Annotated in this window: 13 protein-coding genes; 10 read left to right on the top strand and 3 right to left on the bottom strand. The window is 51.4% G+C overall.

Features of this window, described 5'->3' with window-relative positions:
* Positions 1 to 13 precede the first annotated feature (13 nt).
* The 4 genes from I2F54_RS06080 (at position 14) to I2F54_RS06065 (ending at position 7418) form a co-directional block, all read left to right on the top strand.
* Entirely contained in the window at positions 14 to 1537 is a 1524-nt protein-coding gene (locus I2F54_RS06080; protein ID WP_195500749.1) for a RagB/SusD family nutrient uptake outer membrane protein, read from the top strand.
* Positions 1537 to 3897, top strand: a complete 2361-nt coding sequence (locus I2F54_RS06075) for a beta-galactosidase (protein WP_195500748.1) — start codon at positions 1537 to 1539, stop codon at positions 3895 to 3897. Before I2F54_RS06080 ends, I2F54_RS06075 begins: the two co-directional genes overlap by 1 nt.
* A gap of 37 nt (positions 3898 to 3934) precedes the next feature.
* Positions 3935 to 6175 carry a cellulase family glycosylhydrolase gene (locus tag I2F54_RS06070; RefSeq protein WP_195500747.1) on the top strand — a complete coding sequence of 747 codons (2241 nt, stop codon included), beginning with the start codon at positions 3935 to 3937 and terminating at the stop codon, positions 6173 to 6175.
* A 193-nt stretch (positions 6176 to 6368) separates the two neighbouring features.
* Positions 6369 to 7418, top strand: a complete 1050-nt coding sequence (locus I2F54_RS06065; RefSeq protein ID WP_195500746.1) for a leucine-rich repeat domain-containing protein — start codon at positions 6369 to 6371, stop codon at positions 7416 to 7418.
* A gap of 21 nt (positions 7419 to 7439) precedes the next feature.
* Here the strand turns inward: I2F54_RS06065 and I2F54_RS06060 are convergent, their stop codons facing one another.
* The gene (locus I2F54_RS06060) at positions 7440 to 9581 is read right to left on the bottom strand and encodes a Tex family protein (RefSeq protein ID WP_195500745.1); all 2142 of its coding nucleotides are present in this window, start codon (positions 9579 to 9581) and stop codon (positions 7440 to 7442) included.
* 105 nt (positions 9582 to 9686) lie between these two features.
* Here I2F54_RS06060 and I2F54_RS06055 point away from each other — a divergent pair, with 105 nt between their 5' ends.
* From I2F54_RS06055 to I2F54_RS06045, 3 genes are read left to right on the top strand one after another with little or no spacing between them, the layout of a single operon-like run.
* A complete protein-coding gene (locus tag I2F54_RS06055) occupies positions 9687 to 11600 on the top strand; it encodes a sensor histidine kinase (RefSeq protein WP_195500744.1) in 1914 nt (637 codons plus the stop codon).
* Positions 11601 to 11632: 32 nt separating this feature from the next.
* Positions 11633 to 13378, top strand: a complete 1746-nt coding sequence (locus I2F54_RS06050) for a bifunctional metallophosphatase/5'-nucleotidase (protein WP_195500743.1) — start codon at positions 11633 to 11635, stop codon at positions 13376 to 13378.
* Positions 13379 to 13422: 44 nt separating this feature from the next.
* Positions 13423 to 13764: a hypothetical protein gene (locus I2F54_RS06045; RefSeq protein WP_022218365.1), complete on the top strand. Its 342-nt coding sequence runs from the start codon at positions 13423 to 13425 to the stop codon at positions 13762 to 13764.
* Here I2F54_RS06045 and I2F54_RS06040 read toward each other — a convergent pair.
* Positions 13754 to 14029 carry a hypothetical protein gene (locus I2F54_RS06040; protein ID WP_195500742.1) on the bottom strand — a complete coding sequence of 92 codons (276 nt, stop codon included), beginning with the start codon at positions 14027 to 14029 and terminating at the stop codon, positions 13754 to 13756. The genes I2F54_RS06045 and I2F54_RS06040 overlap by 11 nt on opposite strands.
* Here I2F54_RS06040 and I2F54_RS06035 point away from each other — a divergent pair.
* The 3 genes from I2F54_RS06035 to I2F54_RS06025 all read left to right on the top strand — a co-directional run bounded on the left by I2F54_RS06035 (position 14021) and on the right by I2F54_RS06025 (position 18048).
* Positions 14021 to 16318, top strand: coding sequence for a TonB-dependent receptor (locus I2F54_RS06035; RefSeq protein WP_195500741.1), 2298 nt, complete (start codon positions 14021 to 14023; stop codon positions 16316 to 16318). The genes I2F54_RS06040 and I2F54_RS06035 overlap by 9 nt on opposite strands.
* A gap of 71 nt (positions 16319 to 16389) precedes the next feature.
* Complete coding sequence (locus I2F54_RS06030) at positions 16390 to 17268, top strand: helix-turn-helix domain-containing protein (RefSeq protein ID WP_195500740.1); 879 nt, start codon at positions 16390 to 16392, stop codon at positions 17266 to 17268.
* 18 nt (positions 17269 to 17286) lie between these two features.
* Positions 17287 to 18048: a creatininase family protein gene (locus I2F54_RS06025; protein ID WP_039950263.1), complete on the top strand. Its 762-nt coding sequence runs from the start codon at positions 17287 to 17289 to the stop codon at positions 18046 to 18048.
* 116 nt (positions 18049 to 18164) lie between these two features.
* On the opposite strand, the gene I2F54_RS06020 is transcribed toward I2F54_RS06025, so the two are convergent.
* Positions 18165 to 18575 carry a DUF4878 domain-containing protein gene (locus I2F54_RS06020; protein ID WP_009120678.1) on the bottom strand — a complete coding sequence of 137 codons (411 nt, stop codon included), beginning with the start codon at positions 18573 to 18575 and terminating at the stop codon, positions 18165 to 18167.
* Positions 18576 to 18607 lie beyond the last annotated feature (32 nt).

Raw genomic sequence — 18607 nt, 5'->3', positions numbered from 1 at the left:
AATATCAGCAATTATGAATATACATAATGTACATCTTCTCCTTATAGGGGGGCTGCTTTTCCTGCTGACAGGATGCATGGACCTCGAACGTGAGGATTTTACGGAAATCTATCCCGATAATTTCTTCAAGACGGAAACCGACCTTAAACTTGCCGTTGATGGCCTTTACTACGATTTTGGAACCGGTGATTGGGGCGGTAACGGTAAAGCTCCCAGTGTTTTCATTTCCGATTATAATGGCTATCAGACATTCTCCGATATGACAACCGATGTTATGTGGTGCAACTGGGGCTGGCAATCCGATGAATACTATTTTCATCAATGGACTGTTACTGCCGGTTCGGTTCAGTCTCAATTCTGGAATATGTTCAGCCATTACAACTATCTATCCAAGGCTCGCAATACAATCCGCCGCATCGAAGAAAGCCCGGTGAAGGAAGATATTAAGAAGAAATATCTCGGTGAGGCTCATGCTTTGCGCGGGTGGATGGGGCTTTATCTTTACGACCTATTCGGTCCGGTACCTGTTGCTTCCGATGATATACTCGATAATCCCGAAACGTTCGTGTATCTTCCGCGCCTGACCGATGAGGAATATGATGCCATGATGGAAGAAGACTTGCTCAATGCCATTGCCATGTTGCCGGAAATGCCCGAAGCCCGCGGACGCATAGCCAAGGGAGCTGCCCGGATGATTCTGCTCAAATATTATATGATTCGCGGGCATTTTGAAAAAGCTGAGGTATTGGCTCGCGACCTTTATGCAATGGAAGGAAACTATACGCTGCAATCCGATTACAGTTCTATATTCTCGCTTGCCGGAGCCGGTAACAGCGAGGTGATATTGCAGCGCCCCTGTAACGCGACCCTTTACGGTTCCGAGAATTATCTGACAGCCAGTTTCCTGCCTACCGATATGCCTTGGACGGATAAATCGACCGGTTGGGGCGGATACGTAATGGCTTGGGACTTCTATGATACTTACGAGCCCGGTGACAAGCGTTTGGAAAATATGGTGTTCACTTCCTATGTCAATACCAGTGGCAAGACCGTTACCCGCACTGATATGAAATACGGTGCGGTAACCCTGAAATATGGTAAAGACCCCGGTATGACCGATGCCAAGAGTAATGTCGATATAGTAGTTTACCGTTATTCCGATGTATTGTTGAGCCTTGCCGAACTGATTGTACGTAACGGTGGCCCGATAAGCGGTGAGGCTACCCGGCTTGTTAACCGTGTACGTAACCGTGCCGGTCTGGGTAATCTTTCGGCTGCCCAAACAGCCGATACCGATGCCTTCCTCGAAGCCATACTTCTTGAACGGGGTCATGAGTTCTATTGCGAAGGGCTTCGCCGCCAAGACCTTATCCGCTTCGGCAAATATGTTGAATATGCCAACAACCGCATCGATAAAATCAATGCCGAAGAAGGACGCGGATATTATAATGTAAACGACAGCCACAATCGTCTTCCTATACCTGCATCATTCATCGATGAATCTAAATCTGCAATTAAACAAAATCCTTTATACTGATGAAAAAGATTATCATTACCTCGATTTTCGGCATGGCGGCTCTGGCTGCCACTGCCCAGACTTATGAACTGACGGCTCCCCGGAAATGGGAACCTATTCGTAGCGAGCATTTACAAATGGGTGGAAAAGCTCCTGACGGCGGTTCTATCGATGTCAATAATTACTATATCGTTCGTGACGGCAAGCCTGTTATCCCTGTCATGGGAGAGTTCCACTATTCGCGCTATCCGGCCGAACAGTGGGAGCAGGAAATTATCAAGATGAAAGCGGGTGGTGTCAATGTCATTCCTTCTTACATTTTCTGGAGTCTGCACGAGCCTGTCGAGGGGAAGTTCTGTTGGGAAGGCAATCTCAATCTGCGCCGTTTCATTGAGCTTTGTAAGAAACACGATATGGACGTAATCGTGCGTATCGGTCCTTTCGGGCATGGTGAAATCCGTTCGGGAGCTTTGCCCGACTGGCTTTTTACAAAGAATCTCGATGTACGTTCCAACGATTCGAAATACCTTGCATATACCAAGATACTCTATACGGAAATAGCCAAGCAGTTGCAAGGGCTGTATTATAAGGACGGCGGCCCTATTATCGGATGCCAGCTTGAAAATGAACATCAACATTCCGCCGCACCCTGGGCTATCAATTATGCCGGTGAAAAGGTGCTCGACTTTACTGCCGCCAGTTATGATAAGGGTATCACGAAGTTAGGCGTCTCCGTACAGGAAGGCAATATCAGTGCAGCCGAACTTGGCGACAGGCATATGGCTACACTTCAGCGCATGGCCGAAGAAGCAGGTATCATAACACCTTTCTATACGGCTACGGGGTGGGGGAACGCTGCCGTAATTCCGGGTAAGGCAATACCTGTTACAGCCGGCTATACCTATCCCACTTGGTTCCCCGACCAGCGTAAGAGCGATTTCTGCATGTTCAAGAATCTATGGGCCGAGCCCGATTACAGCCCGGTTCGTTACAACCCTCTGGATTATCCGTCGGCTTCCGCCGAAATGGGCGCCGGTATCCAAATGGTCTATGATAAACGTCCTGTCTGTACTCCTGAAGCGGCGGAAGCATTGATGCTCCGTTGCTTGGCAGGTGGTTCGAACATCATTGGTTACTATATGTATCACGGCGGTTCCACTCCCCGTATGAACAACGGCTACGGTGAGTTTCTGAGCGACCAGCCGATGGGGCTTCCGAAAATCAGTTATGATTTCCAGGCGCCTCTCGGAGAGTTCGGGCTGGAAGCACCGAGTTTCCGCCCCCTTCGGGTAATCCATAATTTCCTTGCCGATTTTCAGCATATCCTGGCTCCGATGCAACCGGTGATGCCCGAAAATGTAAAGACGATGACTCCGGAGAACCGCGACGACCTTCGTTATGCCGCCCGTATGACTCCTACCGGTGAAGGCTTTCTGTTTTTGGTCAATACGCAAGACCACGACCTTGAACGTCACGACCAGAAAGACCTTCGGGTTAAGCTGAATCTTCCGAACGAAACTCTGACGATTCCGGCCGAAGGCGGATTTACGCTCCCTAAGAATACTTCGGCCATACTTCCTTTCAACTTCGATATGGAAGGCGCATTGTTGAAATATGCTACAGCCCAGCCTCTGATGAAGATTGAAGATAAAGGGACAGCCCACTACTTCTTTACCGTACATGACGGTATGGAGCCTGAGTTCGTTTTCTCCAAAAGCTCTGTAAAAGGCAAATCCGAGTTTACCGATATTGTTCCCGGTTTCAAAAGTACGTTCAAGGTTACTCCACGTGGCGGCAAAGCTTTTAAAGTAACGGTGCTCACATACGCAGACGCCCTTAACGCTACGAAGGTAAACGGGAAACTGCTTATCACCGAAGCTACCGTTGTTCCTGCTGCCGGTCAAGTAAAACTTCTTAGCTTGGGTAAACACCGGGCAGACTACATCGTATATCCTTCCAAGCAAGGATTTAAGAAACAGACGGTCAGTGTAGAACCTGTTTCGCCGAAAGCCGATGTCGATAAATCTGTTCCCTGGCGAATGGAAGTCGGTTTCACCGAAAAGGCAACGGACACTCCTCAGGTCAATGAATATTTCCTTTCAGTGCCCTACACCGGAGATGTAGCTATGGCGTTTATGGACAATGCAATGGTATTAGACCACTTCTGGCAGGGGATGCCCTGGCGTATAGGCCTTAATCGTTTTGCCGATAAAATGAGCGCAGGCAAGCCATTGGGATTTTACTTCCGTCCGTTGCGTGCTGAAGCGCCTTTCTTGCCCGACATACCGGCAAAGTTTGTTCCCGACTTTTCCCAGGGTCCGGTACTCGAAATCGGGGAGCCGCAGATTATTCCCGAATATGTAATGACTATCCCGTTATGATACGGGTTGAAAAATTGATTTTGCAATATCTACGGAAATGAAAAAGATAATATTACTTGTGGGCATTATGCTTGCAGTCTTGGGATTGCAGGCAAAGGAGCTTGTATATCAGGACAAGGAAGGTAATATCCGTTGGACTAAGGACAATAGCAGGGTCGCTCTTTACGGAGCCAACTATTGCCTGCCTTCGGCATGCGATTTCCGTGCCGCCGTTTATGTGGACGGCGACCGCGATGCTATGATTTCCGAGGACCTCGACCACTTCAAACGAATGGGTTGGGACGGTCTGCGGCTATGCTTCTGGGGCGACTGGCAGAATACGGACGCACAAGGCAACTTGATTCAAAACGAGCATCTCCGTTTGCTCGAACGCCTTATCGACGAGGCTGCGAAGCGCGACATCTATATGCTTCTTTCGCCGATTGTTACCTACAATTCACAATGGCCGGAGATGACGGATAGCACCAATACCGGTTTTATGAATGTCTATTCCAAACCCGACCTTATTCTCGATTCGGCAGCTAAAGAGGCTCAAAAGAACTATGTGAAGCAACTGCTCAATCACACCAACCGTTATACTGGACGTAAAATCAAGGATGAACCGAATATCATCTTTGTGGAAGTGAGCAATGAACCCGCCCAAATGGCCGATAAGCCGGAAGCCATGACCGATTATATTAATGGCATGGTCGATGCAATCAGGTCTGCCGGATGCGATAAGCTGATATTCTACAATGTAAGCCAGGACTTTAAGGTAGCTCCGATTGTAGCTGCCTCGAAAGTCGATGGCGGTACATACGCATGGTATCCTCAGGGGCTTACCAGCTATCGTACCGTCAAGGGAAATCCTCTGCTCTGTGTCGACCGTTACGAGCAACTGGCCGACCCTGCCATGAAGGGCAAGTCGAAAATAGTGTATGAATTCGATTCCACCCAACGCGACGGCGGCTTGCAAGTACCGGCTATGGTAAGGGAGTTTGTACGCGGCGGTTGTCAGTTCATTGCCATGTTCTCTTACGACATGTTGCGTACCGCACCCAAGAACCTGGGTTGGGACGTGCAGTTTACGAATATGGTGTACACTCCGCGCAAGGCGGTGGCATCTATGATTTCCGCCGAAATCGTGCGCCGTTGGAGTCCGGGAGAGCCTAATCGGTATTATCCCGCCAATAACCGTTTCGGCGATTTCCGTTTGAGCTATGAAGAAGACCTTGCATTGCTCAACAGCGGAGATATGTACTACCATTCCGCTTCCGTATCCGACCGTCCCAAGGATATTGCCGCTCTCCGTCATATCGCAGGTATCGGTTCATCGCCAATGGTACAGTATGAAGGCAACGGGATATATTTTCTTGACCGCGACGATAATCGGAACTCATGGACGCTCGAACTTTATCCTGATATTATAGCTGTCGATGACCCCTATGCAGTACCGTCTGCATACAAAGACGTCGTTGTGGCCAGCTCCCGCGAACGCGAGTTCTCGGTATCGCTTCCCGGCATTAAGCGAACCACCGTTGTTTATCCCGGAAAATACAGGATTGACAAGAACGGATTTACCCGTATTGCCGACCACCCGCAGCAGAAGTTGTATTCGCAGTACAAAGGGTGGCCTTCTCATGGAGCGCATCCGGTATATCCGGAGCGTTGGTCGCCCCGCGATTGGTACACCACCATTCAGCCTACGGAGGAGACGGCCAATCTGACAACGGTACTCAATGCCTGCGAAGGGTTGAAAAACATAGATTACTCCCGTAATTTTGAAAGCCCTGAGTGCAGAATCCGCCTTATCCGTACCGCACCTGATATGAATAATGCCTATGAACTCACCACCCCCGACCTGACGGAAAATCCTGCTTGGCGTACTGCCGCCGATGTATCTCTTTCTCATTTTATTGCAGATGAGTTATGGAACAGAAAGGGGACCGCTCCTAAAAAAATAAAGATATGGGCAATGGGACTTAACGGAACCGACCGTGCACTTGTGAACTTTATGGATAAGAATGGCCGTGCTTTCGGTGCGGATTTCACGCTTTCCGGTTCGATGAAAATGATTGAAATCGATGCCGCCGCCTTGCAGCCGTATCCCGCTGTGGTACTGCCTCAGGACTGGCCTGGAGTTTGCTCTTACTATTATCCTCAGTCTGTTGGCGTCACCGGACAGCCGGATTGGGAGAATATGGAGCAAGTGCAGATTTCCTTGCGAGGCAATCTCTATCCGGAAGGAAAGAAGCAAAACAAAGGTATCGTTATCGAGAAAATACTTTTGGAATATTAAGAATACGGTAATTAAGATTGTTGTTTGATTTTATAACTCTGTACTTGTTCTGTTTGCGGACAACGTACAGAGTTATTTATATAATGTATGGAGTCGGATTTACTTTAATTTCCAGAATAACTGTTCTTTTTTCGCGGGTTCTTTGTATATTTGCCCCAAAGCGAAGATAAATTGTACTTTGATATTTAGAAACATGAACCTGCGAAAAATACTTTTAGCGACCGCCGGATTGGGCATTATGATATTGAATGCCTCTGCCCAGACTTCCAAGCGCTATACCGTTGCCAAGCCCGGCACTTTGGTGGAAATGTTGACCGAAGATGAGGCGAATGAGATTACGCACCTTGTCCTGCAAGGCAAACTGAACGCGATTGATTTCCGCCATTTGCGGGATGAGTTCAAGAAACTGCAAATACTGGATATATCCAATGCGTCTATCAGCATGTATGCCGGAAAGAACGGTACGCATCCCGACCGCTTCTATATCTATCCGGCCAATTGCATTCCGTCCTACGCCTTTTGCAAGCAGCTTAGCGACAGTACTTTTATCGGAAAGACATCTTTGACGCAGGTTATTCTGTCCGATAAGACCAAGAACATCGAAGACGGTGCATTCAAGGGATGTACCAATTTGAAGATTTGCCGTATACGCAAAAAAACTCCCCCGAACTTGCTGCCCGAAGCCCTGGCCGACAGCGTGACAGCCATATTCGTCCCTCTGGGCAGCAGCGACTCGTATCGCCGCGGCAAACGGTGGGAGACATTTGCTTTCATAGAAGGCGAACCGGTGGGAGCCACTGTACAGATAGCTACGATGGGCAGCCTTGCCAGCGAACTGATTCGCGCCGGCATACAGCCCAAAGATGTCAACTTCCTTACGGTAGAGGGCAAAATGGACGAAGCGGACTTCACATTGATACGCAATTATATGCCCAACCTGGTAAGCGTAGACCTGTCCAAATGTAACGCCACGGTCATTCCCGACTATACATTCACTCAAAAGAAATACCTGCTCAACATCACACTGCCCCATGCCTTAAAGAGCATCGGCCAACGTGCATTTAGCGGATGCGGACGGTTATGCGGCACATTGGAGCTTCCCCCCGGCGTAACAGCCATAGAATACGGCGCATTCATGGGATGCGACAACCTTCGCTACGTCCTTGCCACCGGCGATAAAATCACAACTTTAGGCGATAACCTCTTCGGTAACGGCAAAGACAAGCTGACTTATAAAAAATAATGAAGAATGAGGTATTCTCATTTATCCATTCCCTTGCTCCACCCCGATCATCGTCAACTGTATGCGTTTCCGTTCGGTATCTACGCTGAGTACCTTTACGCGTACCTGCTGGTGGATGGATACAATCTCGTTAGGGTCTGATACATACTTCTGCGCAAGTTGCGAGAGGTGTATCAGGCCGTTTTCTTTGATACCGATGTCGACGAAAGCGCCGAAATTGGTGATATTCCCCACGATACCCGGCAGTTCCATACCTACGCGCAAATCATCAATCGTGCGTACATTCTTGTCGAACTCGAATACTTTGATCGGGCCGCGAGGGTCACGTCCCGGCTTTTCGAGCTCTTGCAGAATATCTTTCAAGGTGGGCATTCCGATGGTGGGAGAGAGATACCGTTCGGGCTGTATCTTCAGGCGCAGTTCCTTGTTGGCGAGCAGTTCGGCTACGCTGCATCCCAAATCGGCGGCCATCTGCTCTACGATATGGTAACTCTCGGGGTGCACCGCCGTATTGTCCAGCGGGTTCTTGGCATCCGGTATGCGCAGGAAGCCGGCGCATTGCTCAAAGGCCTTTGCGCCCATACGCGGAACTTTCATCAACTCCTTGCGGGAAGCGAATGCTCCGTTCTTGGCACGATAGTTCACGATGTTTTGAGCCAGTTGGGGGCCGAGTCCCGAAATGTATGTAAGCAGATGACTGCTGGCGGTGTTCAGATTGACGCCGACCAGGTTTACGCAGTTCTCTACGGTCTGGTCGAGTGACTTCTTCAGCTTGCTTTGGTCTACATCGTGCTGATATTGCCCTACGCCGATGGATTTCGGGTCTATTTTGACAAGCTCCGCCAGCGGGTCCATCAGTCGGCGCGCGATGGATACGGCGCCGCGCACCGTCACGTCGTATTCGGGAAACTCATCCCTGGCGATTTTGGAAGCGGAATAAATGGAAGCGCCCTGCTCGCTGACAATGAAAATCTGCACTTCCCGGTTGAACGTATGCCGTTTCAGAAAATCTTCCGTTTCCCGGCTGGCGGTACCGTTTCCGATGGCGATGGCTTCCACTTTGTAGGCTTCTATCATCTTCTGCAGTTTGGCAAACGCCTCTTTGCCCTGGTTTACCGGCGGGTGCGGGTAGATGTTCTCGTTGTGCAGCAGGTTACCCTGCGCATCCAGACACACCACCTTGCAGCCGGTACGGAATCCCGGGTCTATTCCCATCACCCTTTTCTGTCCTAACGGCGACGCGAGCAGCAACTGCCGCAGGTTTTCCGCGAATACCCGGATGGCTTCATCATCGGCGCGTTCCTTGCTTTGCGCGGCAAACTCGGTCTCAATAGACGGTTTGAGCAGACGCTTGTAAGCATCCTGCACAGCTTCCGCCACCTGCTTTCCGCAAGCGTTGCCGCTCTGTACAAACTGCCGTTCCAACCGTTCCACACACTCTTCATCGTCGGGGCTGATACTCACTTTGAGCAAACCTTCCGCTTCGGCGCGGCGAATGGCGAGCAGACGGTGCGAGCTGCACCGCTTCAAGGGTTCCGCACAGTCGAAATAATCCCTGTATTTGGCTCCTTCTTCCTCTTTGCCTTTTATCACCTTGGCGGTCAGTACGGCTTGGCGGGCGAAGGTGTTGCGCAATGCGTTACGGGCGCGCTCGTTCTCGCTCACCAGTTCGGCGATGATGTCGCGCGCGCCTTTCAGGGCGTCGTCCGGGCTTTTCACATCCCCTTTCACAAAGTCGGCGGCGCGCTGCCGGGGATGAGGCTCGCGTTGGAGCATCAATAGGGTGGCAAGCGGTTCGAGCCCCTTTTGGCGGGCGGCTTCCGCGCGGGTTTTGCGTTTGGGCTTGTAAGGCAGGTAAATATCTTCGAGGACGGTGCCGTCCCATGTCTCATCGATACGTTTTTGCAGTTCGGGAGTCATTTTCCCCTGTTCGCGGATGGTGCCGATGATGGTCTCCTTCCGCCTGGCCGTTTCCTTCAGCTTTTCGTAGTGGGTTTGGATGGATTCTATCTGCACTTCATCCAGTCCGCCCGTCATTTCCTTACGGTAGCGGCTGATAAACGGGATGGTCGCTCCGTCATCGAGCAGGGCGAGTGTCTGCCCGATTTGTTTTTCTGATATGCCGAGAATGGCAGCTATCATGCTGTGAAAGATTTGTGTCATGTCAGCTTCTTTTTAATAATGAGCGCCAAAAGTACGAAAAACAATCTTTCTTTACGCCTTTTTTGAGTTTTATTGTATCTTTGCGACAGTTCAGGAGGACGTTAAATGAGACAATCCAAGAAAATACTTTATAGAACACTGCTTTGCCTGACGGCATTCTTCTCCCTCATGTTCCCGGCCTTTTCTGCGACGGGCGACCATCCTGTACTGATTATCAGTTCTTATAATCCGGACTCGCGCCAAACTTCGGACAACATTTCCAACTTCATGGAAGAGTTTCAGCGTTTGGGCGGTACATGCGGTGTGGAGCTGGAGAACATGAACTGCAAGAGTTTCTCCGAGTCTCCCTTGTGGAAGACGAGAATGGCGGGCATCCTGTCCAAGTACCGGGATACGAAAGAACCCTCGCTCGTCATACTGATAGGACAGGAAGCGTGGGCTGCCTATCTGTCTCTGGAAGACTCCGTCCGGGGCGACGTTCCGGTAATGACGGCGCTTGCCAGCCGCAATGTAGTGCTTTTGCCGGAGCAGGGCGCGGACTTGAAGACATGGATGCCGGAGTCGCTGGACTTCTTCGCCGACTTCGCCGGCTCCCCGATTAAGAGCGGCTTTGTCTATCAGTACGATGTGGCCGCCAATATCCGCATGATAAAACGGTTGTACCCCCAAACGGAACATATCGCCTTCATCTCCGACAACAGCTACGGTGGCGTAACCTTGCAGGCGCATGTGGTAAAAGAGATGAAGAAATTCCCCGAATTAAGCCTTATCCTCTTGGACGGGCGTGTCAACACGATTTATACCATCAGTGACAAACTGCACTCGCTGCCCCCGCGCACCGTTCTGCTGATGGGCACATGGCGCGTGGACATGAACGACGGCTACTTCATGCGCAATGCCACTTATGCCATGATGGAAGCCGCTCCCGGCCTGCCCGCATTCTCCATTACGTCCGTAGGCATCGGCTACTGGGCTGTGGGCGGAGTAGTGCCCGTCTACCGTGCGCTGGGCAGGGATATGGCGCGGCAGGCTGTCCGTGTGCTGGCAAACTCGAAGAACTCCGAGATAGAGATTATATCCTGCGAAACCGTCATGGACGGCAAACTGGTGAAGGAGAGGAAGCTCGATATCGCTTCGATTCCCGGCCCCATCCGGTTGGTGAATGTCACTCCGGGCTTCTATGAGCAATATAAGTACCATATATGGGGAGTGGCTGCCGTTCTGGTCATCCTGCTGACGGGCTTGCTCATCACGCTCTATTTCTTCTACCGCACCAAGAGGCTGAAAGACGAGCTGGAAGTGTCCGAAGCCGCCCTGCGTGAGGCGAAGGACAGGGCGGAAGAGTCCAACCGCCTGAAAAGCGCGTTCCTCGCCAATATGAGCCATGAGATACGTACGCCGCTGAACGCCATTGTGGGATTCTCGGACGTGCTTTCCGCCGGAGATACCGCCATAGACGACCAGCGCGGATATTTCGAGATAATCAAAGCCAACTCGGACTTGCTGCTCCGGCTGATAAACGACATACTGGATGTGTCCCGCCTGGAAGCCGACCGCGTTACTCTCACCCTGGAGAAGTGCGACGTGGTACAGGTCTGCACGCAGGTGACGGCTTCCGTGACACAGGCGCGCCGGTCGTCCAACCGGATAGTGTTTGAAAGCGCCGCAGACAGCTTGGAAATCCGTACGGACATCCAGCGTTTGCAGCAAGTGGTCATCAACCTGCTGTCCAATGCGGACAAGTTTACGGAGAACGGCACGATAACGTTGAAGCTCGAACCGGACATGCGGAACCGCACCGCCCTGTTCTCCGTATCGGATACCGGCTGCGGCATACCGCCGGAGAAGCGGAAGCGGGTCTTCGAACGGTTCGAGAAACTGAACGAATACGCGCAAGGCACAGGCCTGGGACTGTCCATCTGCAAACTGATTGTGGAGAAGTGGGGCGGCAGGATATGGATAGATTCGCAGTACACCCGCGGCGCCCGTTTTGTGTTTACCCACCCGCTGGATTTATGAAACAGATGAGCTATATGATAAACCAAAGATATATGAAAAAGCTGACTTGTTGTTTTGTATGTATTTTCCTGCTTATCGGCACGGTTGCCGCGCAGGATAAAGAAGTGAAATTGAAAATAGTGCAGACCAGTGACATACACGGGAACTTTTATCCCCGTGATTTCATTCTCCAACGGGATGCCGTCGGAAGTCTGGCACGCGTGTACGCTTTCGTGCAGAAAGAGCGTGAGACGTATAAGGACAATCTGATTCTGCTGGATAACGGCGATATCCTGCAAGGGCAGCCCACCGCCTATTATTACAATTATATAGATACGGTATCTCCCCACGTAGCGGCCGAGATGCTGAACTTCATGGGATATAACGCCGGCAACATGGGCAACCACGACGTGGAAACGGGACGCGCCGTGTTCGACCGTTGGGCGGGCGACTGCCATGCTCCCGTACTGGGCGCTAACATCATCGAAACGGCTACGGGCAAAACCCACTTCCCGCCGTACGTGACGCTCGAACGCGACGGAGTGAGGATTGTCGTCCTCGGCATGATAACCCCCGCCATTCCGGTGTGGCTGTCCGAGAACCTGTGGAAAGGGCTCCGCTTTGACGACATGGAAGAAACGGCGCGCAAGTGGATGAAGATAATCCGTGAAAAGGAGCGTCCCGACATCGTAATCGGCATGTTCCATGCCGGACAGGACGCCCTGCTGATGGGCGGCAAGTACCGGGAGAACGCCTCGCTGGACGTAGCCCGCAATGTTCCGGGCTTCGATATCGTACTGATGGGACACGACCACGCCCGCGAATGTAAGAAAGTGCGGAACATCGCAGGCGACTCCGTACTGGTTATCGACCCCGCCAGCAACGGTGTGGTGGTGAGCGACATAGACATCACCGTGACGCTGCGCGACGGCAAGGTCACGGACAAGAAGATTGACGGCGTGCTGACCGAAACCGGAGCATACGGCGTCAGCGACGAGTTTATGAAACATTTCGCGTCACAGTACGCCACCATTCAGGATTTCGTATCGAAGAAGATAGGGCGTTTCACGGAAACCATCTCCACCCGTCCCGCCTATTTCGGTTCGTCCGCCTTCATCGACCTTATCCATACCTTGCAACTGAATATCAGCGGCGCCGAGATTTCGCTGGCCGCCCCTCTGTCATACGACACCCGGATAAAGGAAGGGGACGTTTACGTGTACGATATGTTCAACCTGTACAAGTACGAGAACATGCTCTACACCATGAAGCTCTCGGGTAAGGAAGTGCACGACGCTTTGGAGATGTCCTACGACCTTTGGACGAACCGCATGACTTCTCCCGACGACCATATCCTGCTGTTCCGCGACAAGCCCCGTGAAGGTGCGGCGGACAGAGCCGCTTTCAAGAATTTCAGTTTCAACTTCGACTCCGCCGCAGGCATCATCTACACGGTGGACGTTACGAAGCCGAGCGGCCGGAAAGTAACCATTCTCAGCATGGCGGACGGTATTCCGTTCGATATGAATAAGATGTACACGGTAGCCCTGAACTCTTACCGCGGCAACGGCGGCGGGGAGCTGCTGACAAAAGGCGCCGGCATTCCGCAGGATGAACTGAAAGAGCGTATCGTCAGCTCTACCGACAAGGATTTGCGCTACTACCTGATGCAGTACATCGAGGGAAAGAAAGTAATCGAACCCCGTGCGCTCGGCCAGTGGAAATTTGTTCCCGAGGAGTGGGCTGTTCCCGCTTCCAAACGTGATTATGAGTTCTTGTTTGGTAAAGTTCAGGAATAATTACTAACTTTGCGGCCTTAAAGTCAAAAGGCGGATAATAAGACGTGAAAAGGATTAAAAGAACCATATACGCATTATGCTTGCTGGTACTCTTTGTAGGGTACCAGGCAAGCGTAACGGCGTTTACTCACGTCCATTACGTCAACGGGGTATTGATTACCCACTCTCACCCTTTTCATAACCAACATTCACACTCCGCTACTTCGCTGATTGCTATCGGTTTGTTGTCGCACTTCAGTTCGGACAAACCGGATTGCAGCGAAATACAACACCCGATGCGTTCTTTGCTGCGGGTGGTGGAAAACGAAACCGATACGTCCGTCATCAAGGGAAAAGCGTATCGGATGATTTCTCTCCGCGCTCCCCCTTATTCCGTTACCCTTTGATATTGTCTGTACCAACGTCCGGTATTTGCCGTACCAACGCTTGGTATTCGTTGTACCAACGTTTGGTATCTGTCGTACCAACGTTTGGTATCTGTCGTACCAATGCTTGGTATTCGCCGTACCAACGCTTGGTATTTGCCGTACCTACGGTTGATACCGGAATGGTACCGTTAAACAACTGATTTTTTAAAGAGTAAATGTTGAAGGTCAGCCCGTATGAGCTGAATCTGTAACAGAAATAAAAGCGATTATTCAAATGAAACATTATATATTGGTGTTGATGCTTACCGTGGTGAGTATCGGCGCGGCTATTGCCGCAAACCCGATTAGGGAAGGCAATATGATTTCCGGCCATGTCCTTGTGAAAGGTTCGGAAGAGAACATACCGTATGCCACCGTTTTGATTGTGGGCAGCGGACAGGGAACGGTATCCAACGAAGAAGGCCAGTTTGAGTTCAAGAACCTGCCGGCCGGTAAGTATACGTTGCGCGTCTCTGCGGTAGGCTATAAGACGCAGGAAAAAGAGATTGAAGTCAACAAGGACTTTACGGCGGTGGTACATTTCCAGTTGCAGGAAGAAAGCTTCATGACCGATGAAGTTGTGGTTTCCGCCAATCGCAATGAGGTAAGCCGGAAGGCGGCTCCTGTGGTGGTGAACGTGATGAGCGCCAAGCTCTTCGAAATGGTGAACTCCACCGACCTCGCCAAAACGCTCAACTACCAGTCGGGCTTGCGTGTGGAAAACAACTGCCAGAACTGCGGTTTCCCCCAAGTGCGTATCAACGGTCTGGAAGGCCCTTACTCGCAAATCCTGATTAACAGCCGTCCCATCATCAGCGCGCTGAGCGGGGTGTACGGCTTGGAGCAGATACCGGTGAATATGATTGAAAGGGTAGAGGTAGTGCGCGGCGGCGGTTCGGCGTTGTTCGGCGCCAATGCCGTGGGCGGAACCATCAATATCATCACCAAAGACCCCATCAACAACTCCTTCCAGGTATCGAGCATGTTCTCCAATATGGACGGCAAGTCCTGGGAGCAGTACATGGGCGGGAACGTCTCTCTGGTGGCCAAAGACAATTCCTATGGAATCGCCCTCTACGAAAGCTACCGCAACCGCAATCCTTACGACCGCGACGGTGACGGTTTCTCCGAACTGGGCAAGCTGAACATGAATACTTTCGGCTTCCGCGCCTATTACCGTCCCACGCATTTCAGCCGCATCAACCTGGAGTATCACACTACCAACGAATTCCGCCGCGGCGGCAACAAGTTCGACCTTCAGCCGCACGAAACGGACATCACCGAGCAGACCAGGCACATCATCAACAGCGGCGGACTGAGCTACGACCTCTTCTGGCGCGAGTATAAGCATAAAATATCGTTGTACGGCTCTATCCAGCACACCGACCGCAACAGCTACTACGGCGCGCAGAAGGATATGAACGCCTACGGCAAGACGAACGACCTGACCTGGGTGGCAGGCGGCATGTACGTAGGCAATATGGACAACTGCCTCTTCGCCCCCGCCACCTTTACGGGCGGACTGGAGTATCAGAACAACTCCATGCACGATGTCATGACGGGCTATCACCGCGACATGCGGCAGGATGTACGCATCGCCAGCGCCTTCGTGCAGAACGAGTGGAAGATGAATGTGCTGACCATGCTCGTAGGCGCCCGTTTGGATAAGCACAACCTGATAGACAAGCTGATATTCAGTCCCCGCGTCAACCTGCTTTATAAGCCCGCCGAGGATTTTCAGGCGCGCCTGACGTACTCCACCGGTTTCCGCGCGCCGCAAGCGTACGACGAAGACCTGCATGTGACCGCGGTCGGCGGTGAAGGCGTGCAAATCAAGCTGGCGGACAACCTGCGCGAGGAGCGTTCCAACAGTTACAGCGGTTCGGTGGACTGGACCACCCGGCTGGGACACTGGCAGGCCAATATCCTCGTAGAGGGTTTCTATACCGACCTGCGCCATGTATTCGTGCTCGAGGACATCGGCAAGAACGATATGGGCGATGTGATTAAGGAGCGCCGTAACGGTAACGGCGCCCGTGTGTACGGCGCCAACCTCGACGCCAAGATTGCCCATGGCAAGGAAGCGCAGTTCCAGCTGGGCTTTACCGCGCAGCGCAGCCGCTATACCCGGGAAGAGGTTTGGACGCAGGTGGACGGTGAAGACCTGACCACCAAACGTATGCCCCGCACGCCCGACTATTACGGCTACTTTACGTTCTCGTCCGCCCCGGTGAAGAATTTCGACTTCTCTCTGTCGGGCACGTATACGGGCAAGATGATTGTGCCGCACTATGCCGGGTATATCGAGAAAGACCGCATGGAGAATACGCCCCACTTCTTCGACCTCAATCTGAAGCTGAACTATACCTTCGTGCTGCACGACCATATCAAGTTTCAGTTGAATACGGGCGTGCAAAACATTTTCAACAGTTTCCAGAAGGATTTGGATAAGGGAGAGTTTCGCGATGCCGGTTATTTTTACGGACCTACACAGCCGCGTACGTTCTTTATCGGCTTTAAAATAATGAATTAGGATAACATTCACGATTTTTAAATTAATAATTCCGTGAATAATCCTATATTTGCCGGCAAAGCACAAGAACAATGAATACAAAACAGATACGCAACGTTGATATCTCCGGAATACAGCATCTGCCCATGATTGACTCTATCGGCAATGATTTCGCTATTTTTGATGATATAAGGGATATTCCTTTTACGCCATATCCTACGCGCCTGAACGCCGCCTGCCTTGCTGTCTGCCGGAAAGGCCGGTGTAAGATGAACATCAACCTGCAGGAATATGAAATGAAAGAGGGAGTGCTTTGTATCATCCTGCCCGAGCAAATAGTGCAGCAGGGTGAACGTTCCGATGATTTCTCCGGCAGCTTTATAGCGGTGTCCAGAGATTTCATGGATTTGGTGATACCTACCATGCAGCAGTTGTTTCCCATGTTCTTCATGATAAAGGAGCGGCCTTGCATCGATATCACCGCCGACGAGTTGCAGGCGTTCGAGGAATATCACTCTTTCCTGTGGAGCAAGGTGAAGCTGAAAGACAACCCGTACCGCAAGGAGATTACGCAAGGATTGTTGCTGGCTCTGTTCTACGAGATATACGACATCTATCAGGGGCATACCGCTAAGGAGCGTACTCCGAAAAGCCGCAAGGAAGATTTGTTTGAACGCTTCATACGGTATGTTTCCGAACACTATAAAGAGGAGAGGAGCGTGTCTTATTATGCCGACAAGATGTTCCTTACCCCTAAGCATCTTTCCACCGTGGTGAAAGAGGTGAGTGGAAAGACGGCGGGCGAGTGGATTGACAGCTTGGTGATTCTGGAAGCGAAAGCCATGCTGAAATCGTCCGAGCAGAGCATTCAGGAGATAGCCGACGAGTTGCACTTCGCCAATCAGTCGTTCTTCGGCAAATACTTTAAGCATCATACCGGCCTCTCGCCCAAGGAATACCGGAAGCAGTAATTTCTAAAGATAACAGCTATGGAAAAAAGAGAAATAGACCTTACCGTTTCCTGCTATGGAAAGGTGAAAGACGTGAAGTATGACGTTGTGATTCTTCCCTGGGGAGCCACCGAGCCGCATAACCTGCATCTGCCGTATCTCACGGACTGCATCCTGCCGCATGACATTGCCGTGGATGCCGCCGCTTTGGCGTTGGAACGTTCCGGCGTGCGCTGCATGGTGATGCCGCCCGTACCTTTCGGCGCCCACAATCCCGGACAGCGGGAACTTCCTTTCTGCATCCATACCCGTTACGCCACCCAGCAGGCCATCTTGGAAGATATTGTGGCTTCCCTTCACGCGCAGGGCATCCGCAAGCTGATTATCATCAGCGGTCACGGCGGGAATAATTTCAAAGGAATGATTCGCGACCTTGCTTTCGTCTATCCCGATTTCCTGATTCTGGCGACGGACTGGTTCGGCATCGTTCCCACCAAGGGCTATTTCGAGGCCGCCATAGACGACCATGCCGGTGAATCGGAGACTTCGGCCATGATGTACTATCATCCCGAGCTGGTGAATCTTGATGAGGCCGGTAACGGAGACTCCCGTCCGTTTGCCATTGCCTCGCTGAATGAAAAGGTGGCGTGGGCGCCCCGCCATTGGGACAAAGCCACTGTGGATAGCGGGGTGGGCAATCCCGGAAAGGCGTCCGCGGAGAAAGGCGGGCGGTATCTGAAACCGGTCATTGAGAAACTGGCGACGCTCTTTGAGGAAGTGGGGCGGCACGAACTTTACTGAGATAAGATTTCTATATAAAACGACAGACAGCTAAATAAAATCCGGACAGCTGCGGCAGAGGAATTCCTTCCTTTACTCCGTATGCTGTCCGGTATCTTTTCAGGGCTGTCCGGGCTTTACTTTCCTATGGACATCAGCCATTTGCCGTCTTTCTTCACCATTTGCTGCTCACCCTCTTCGGTCTCGCCGTTGCCGTAAGTGTATTTGGTCTTTACCACAGCGGTATTGCCGTCCTCGGCCACTTGTTCCGAGAGGATTTCGATGTCCTTTATGCCGCCTTTCTTCTCGTATTCCTTCGATACTTTTTCTTTGAGCATGGATACCAGCGCTTCTTTTTGTTCCTTTACCTTGGCGGCATCCTGACTGTCGTCGAAAGCCAGTCCTTCTACGAAATTCTCATAATCGCCGCTTTGCAGATACCCGCTGTACTTTTTCAACGCGTCGCCCGGAGTGCTTGGAGAAGAAGAGCAAGCCGCCATTACGAAGACTGCCATTACCATCATGGTGAAGTAGAATACTTTTTTCATACGTTTTTTGTTTTAAGTGAATAATGTGTGTT

This window comes from Bacteroides clarus (assembly GCF_015555825.1).
GTDB lineage: Bacteria > Bacteroidota > Bacteroidia > Bacteroidales > Bacteroidaceae > Bacteroides > Bacteroides clarus.
Note: the sequence above shows the minus strand (reverse complement) of the source record. Positions and strands in the feature narration are given on the sequence as shown.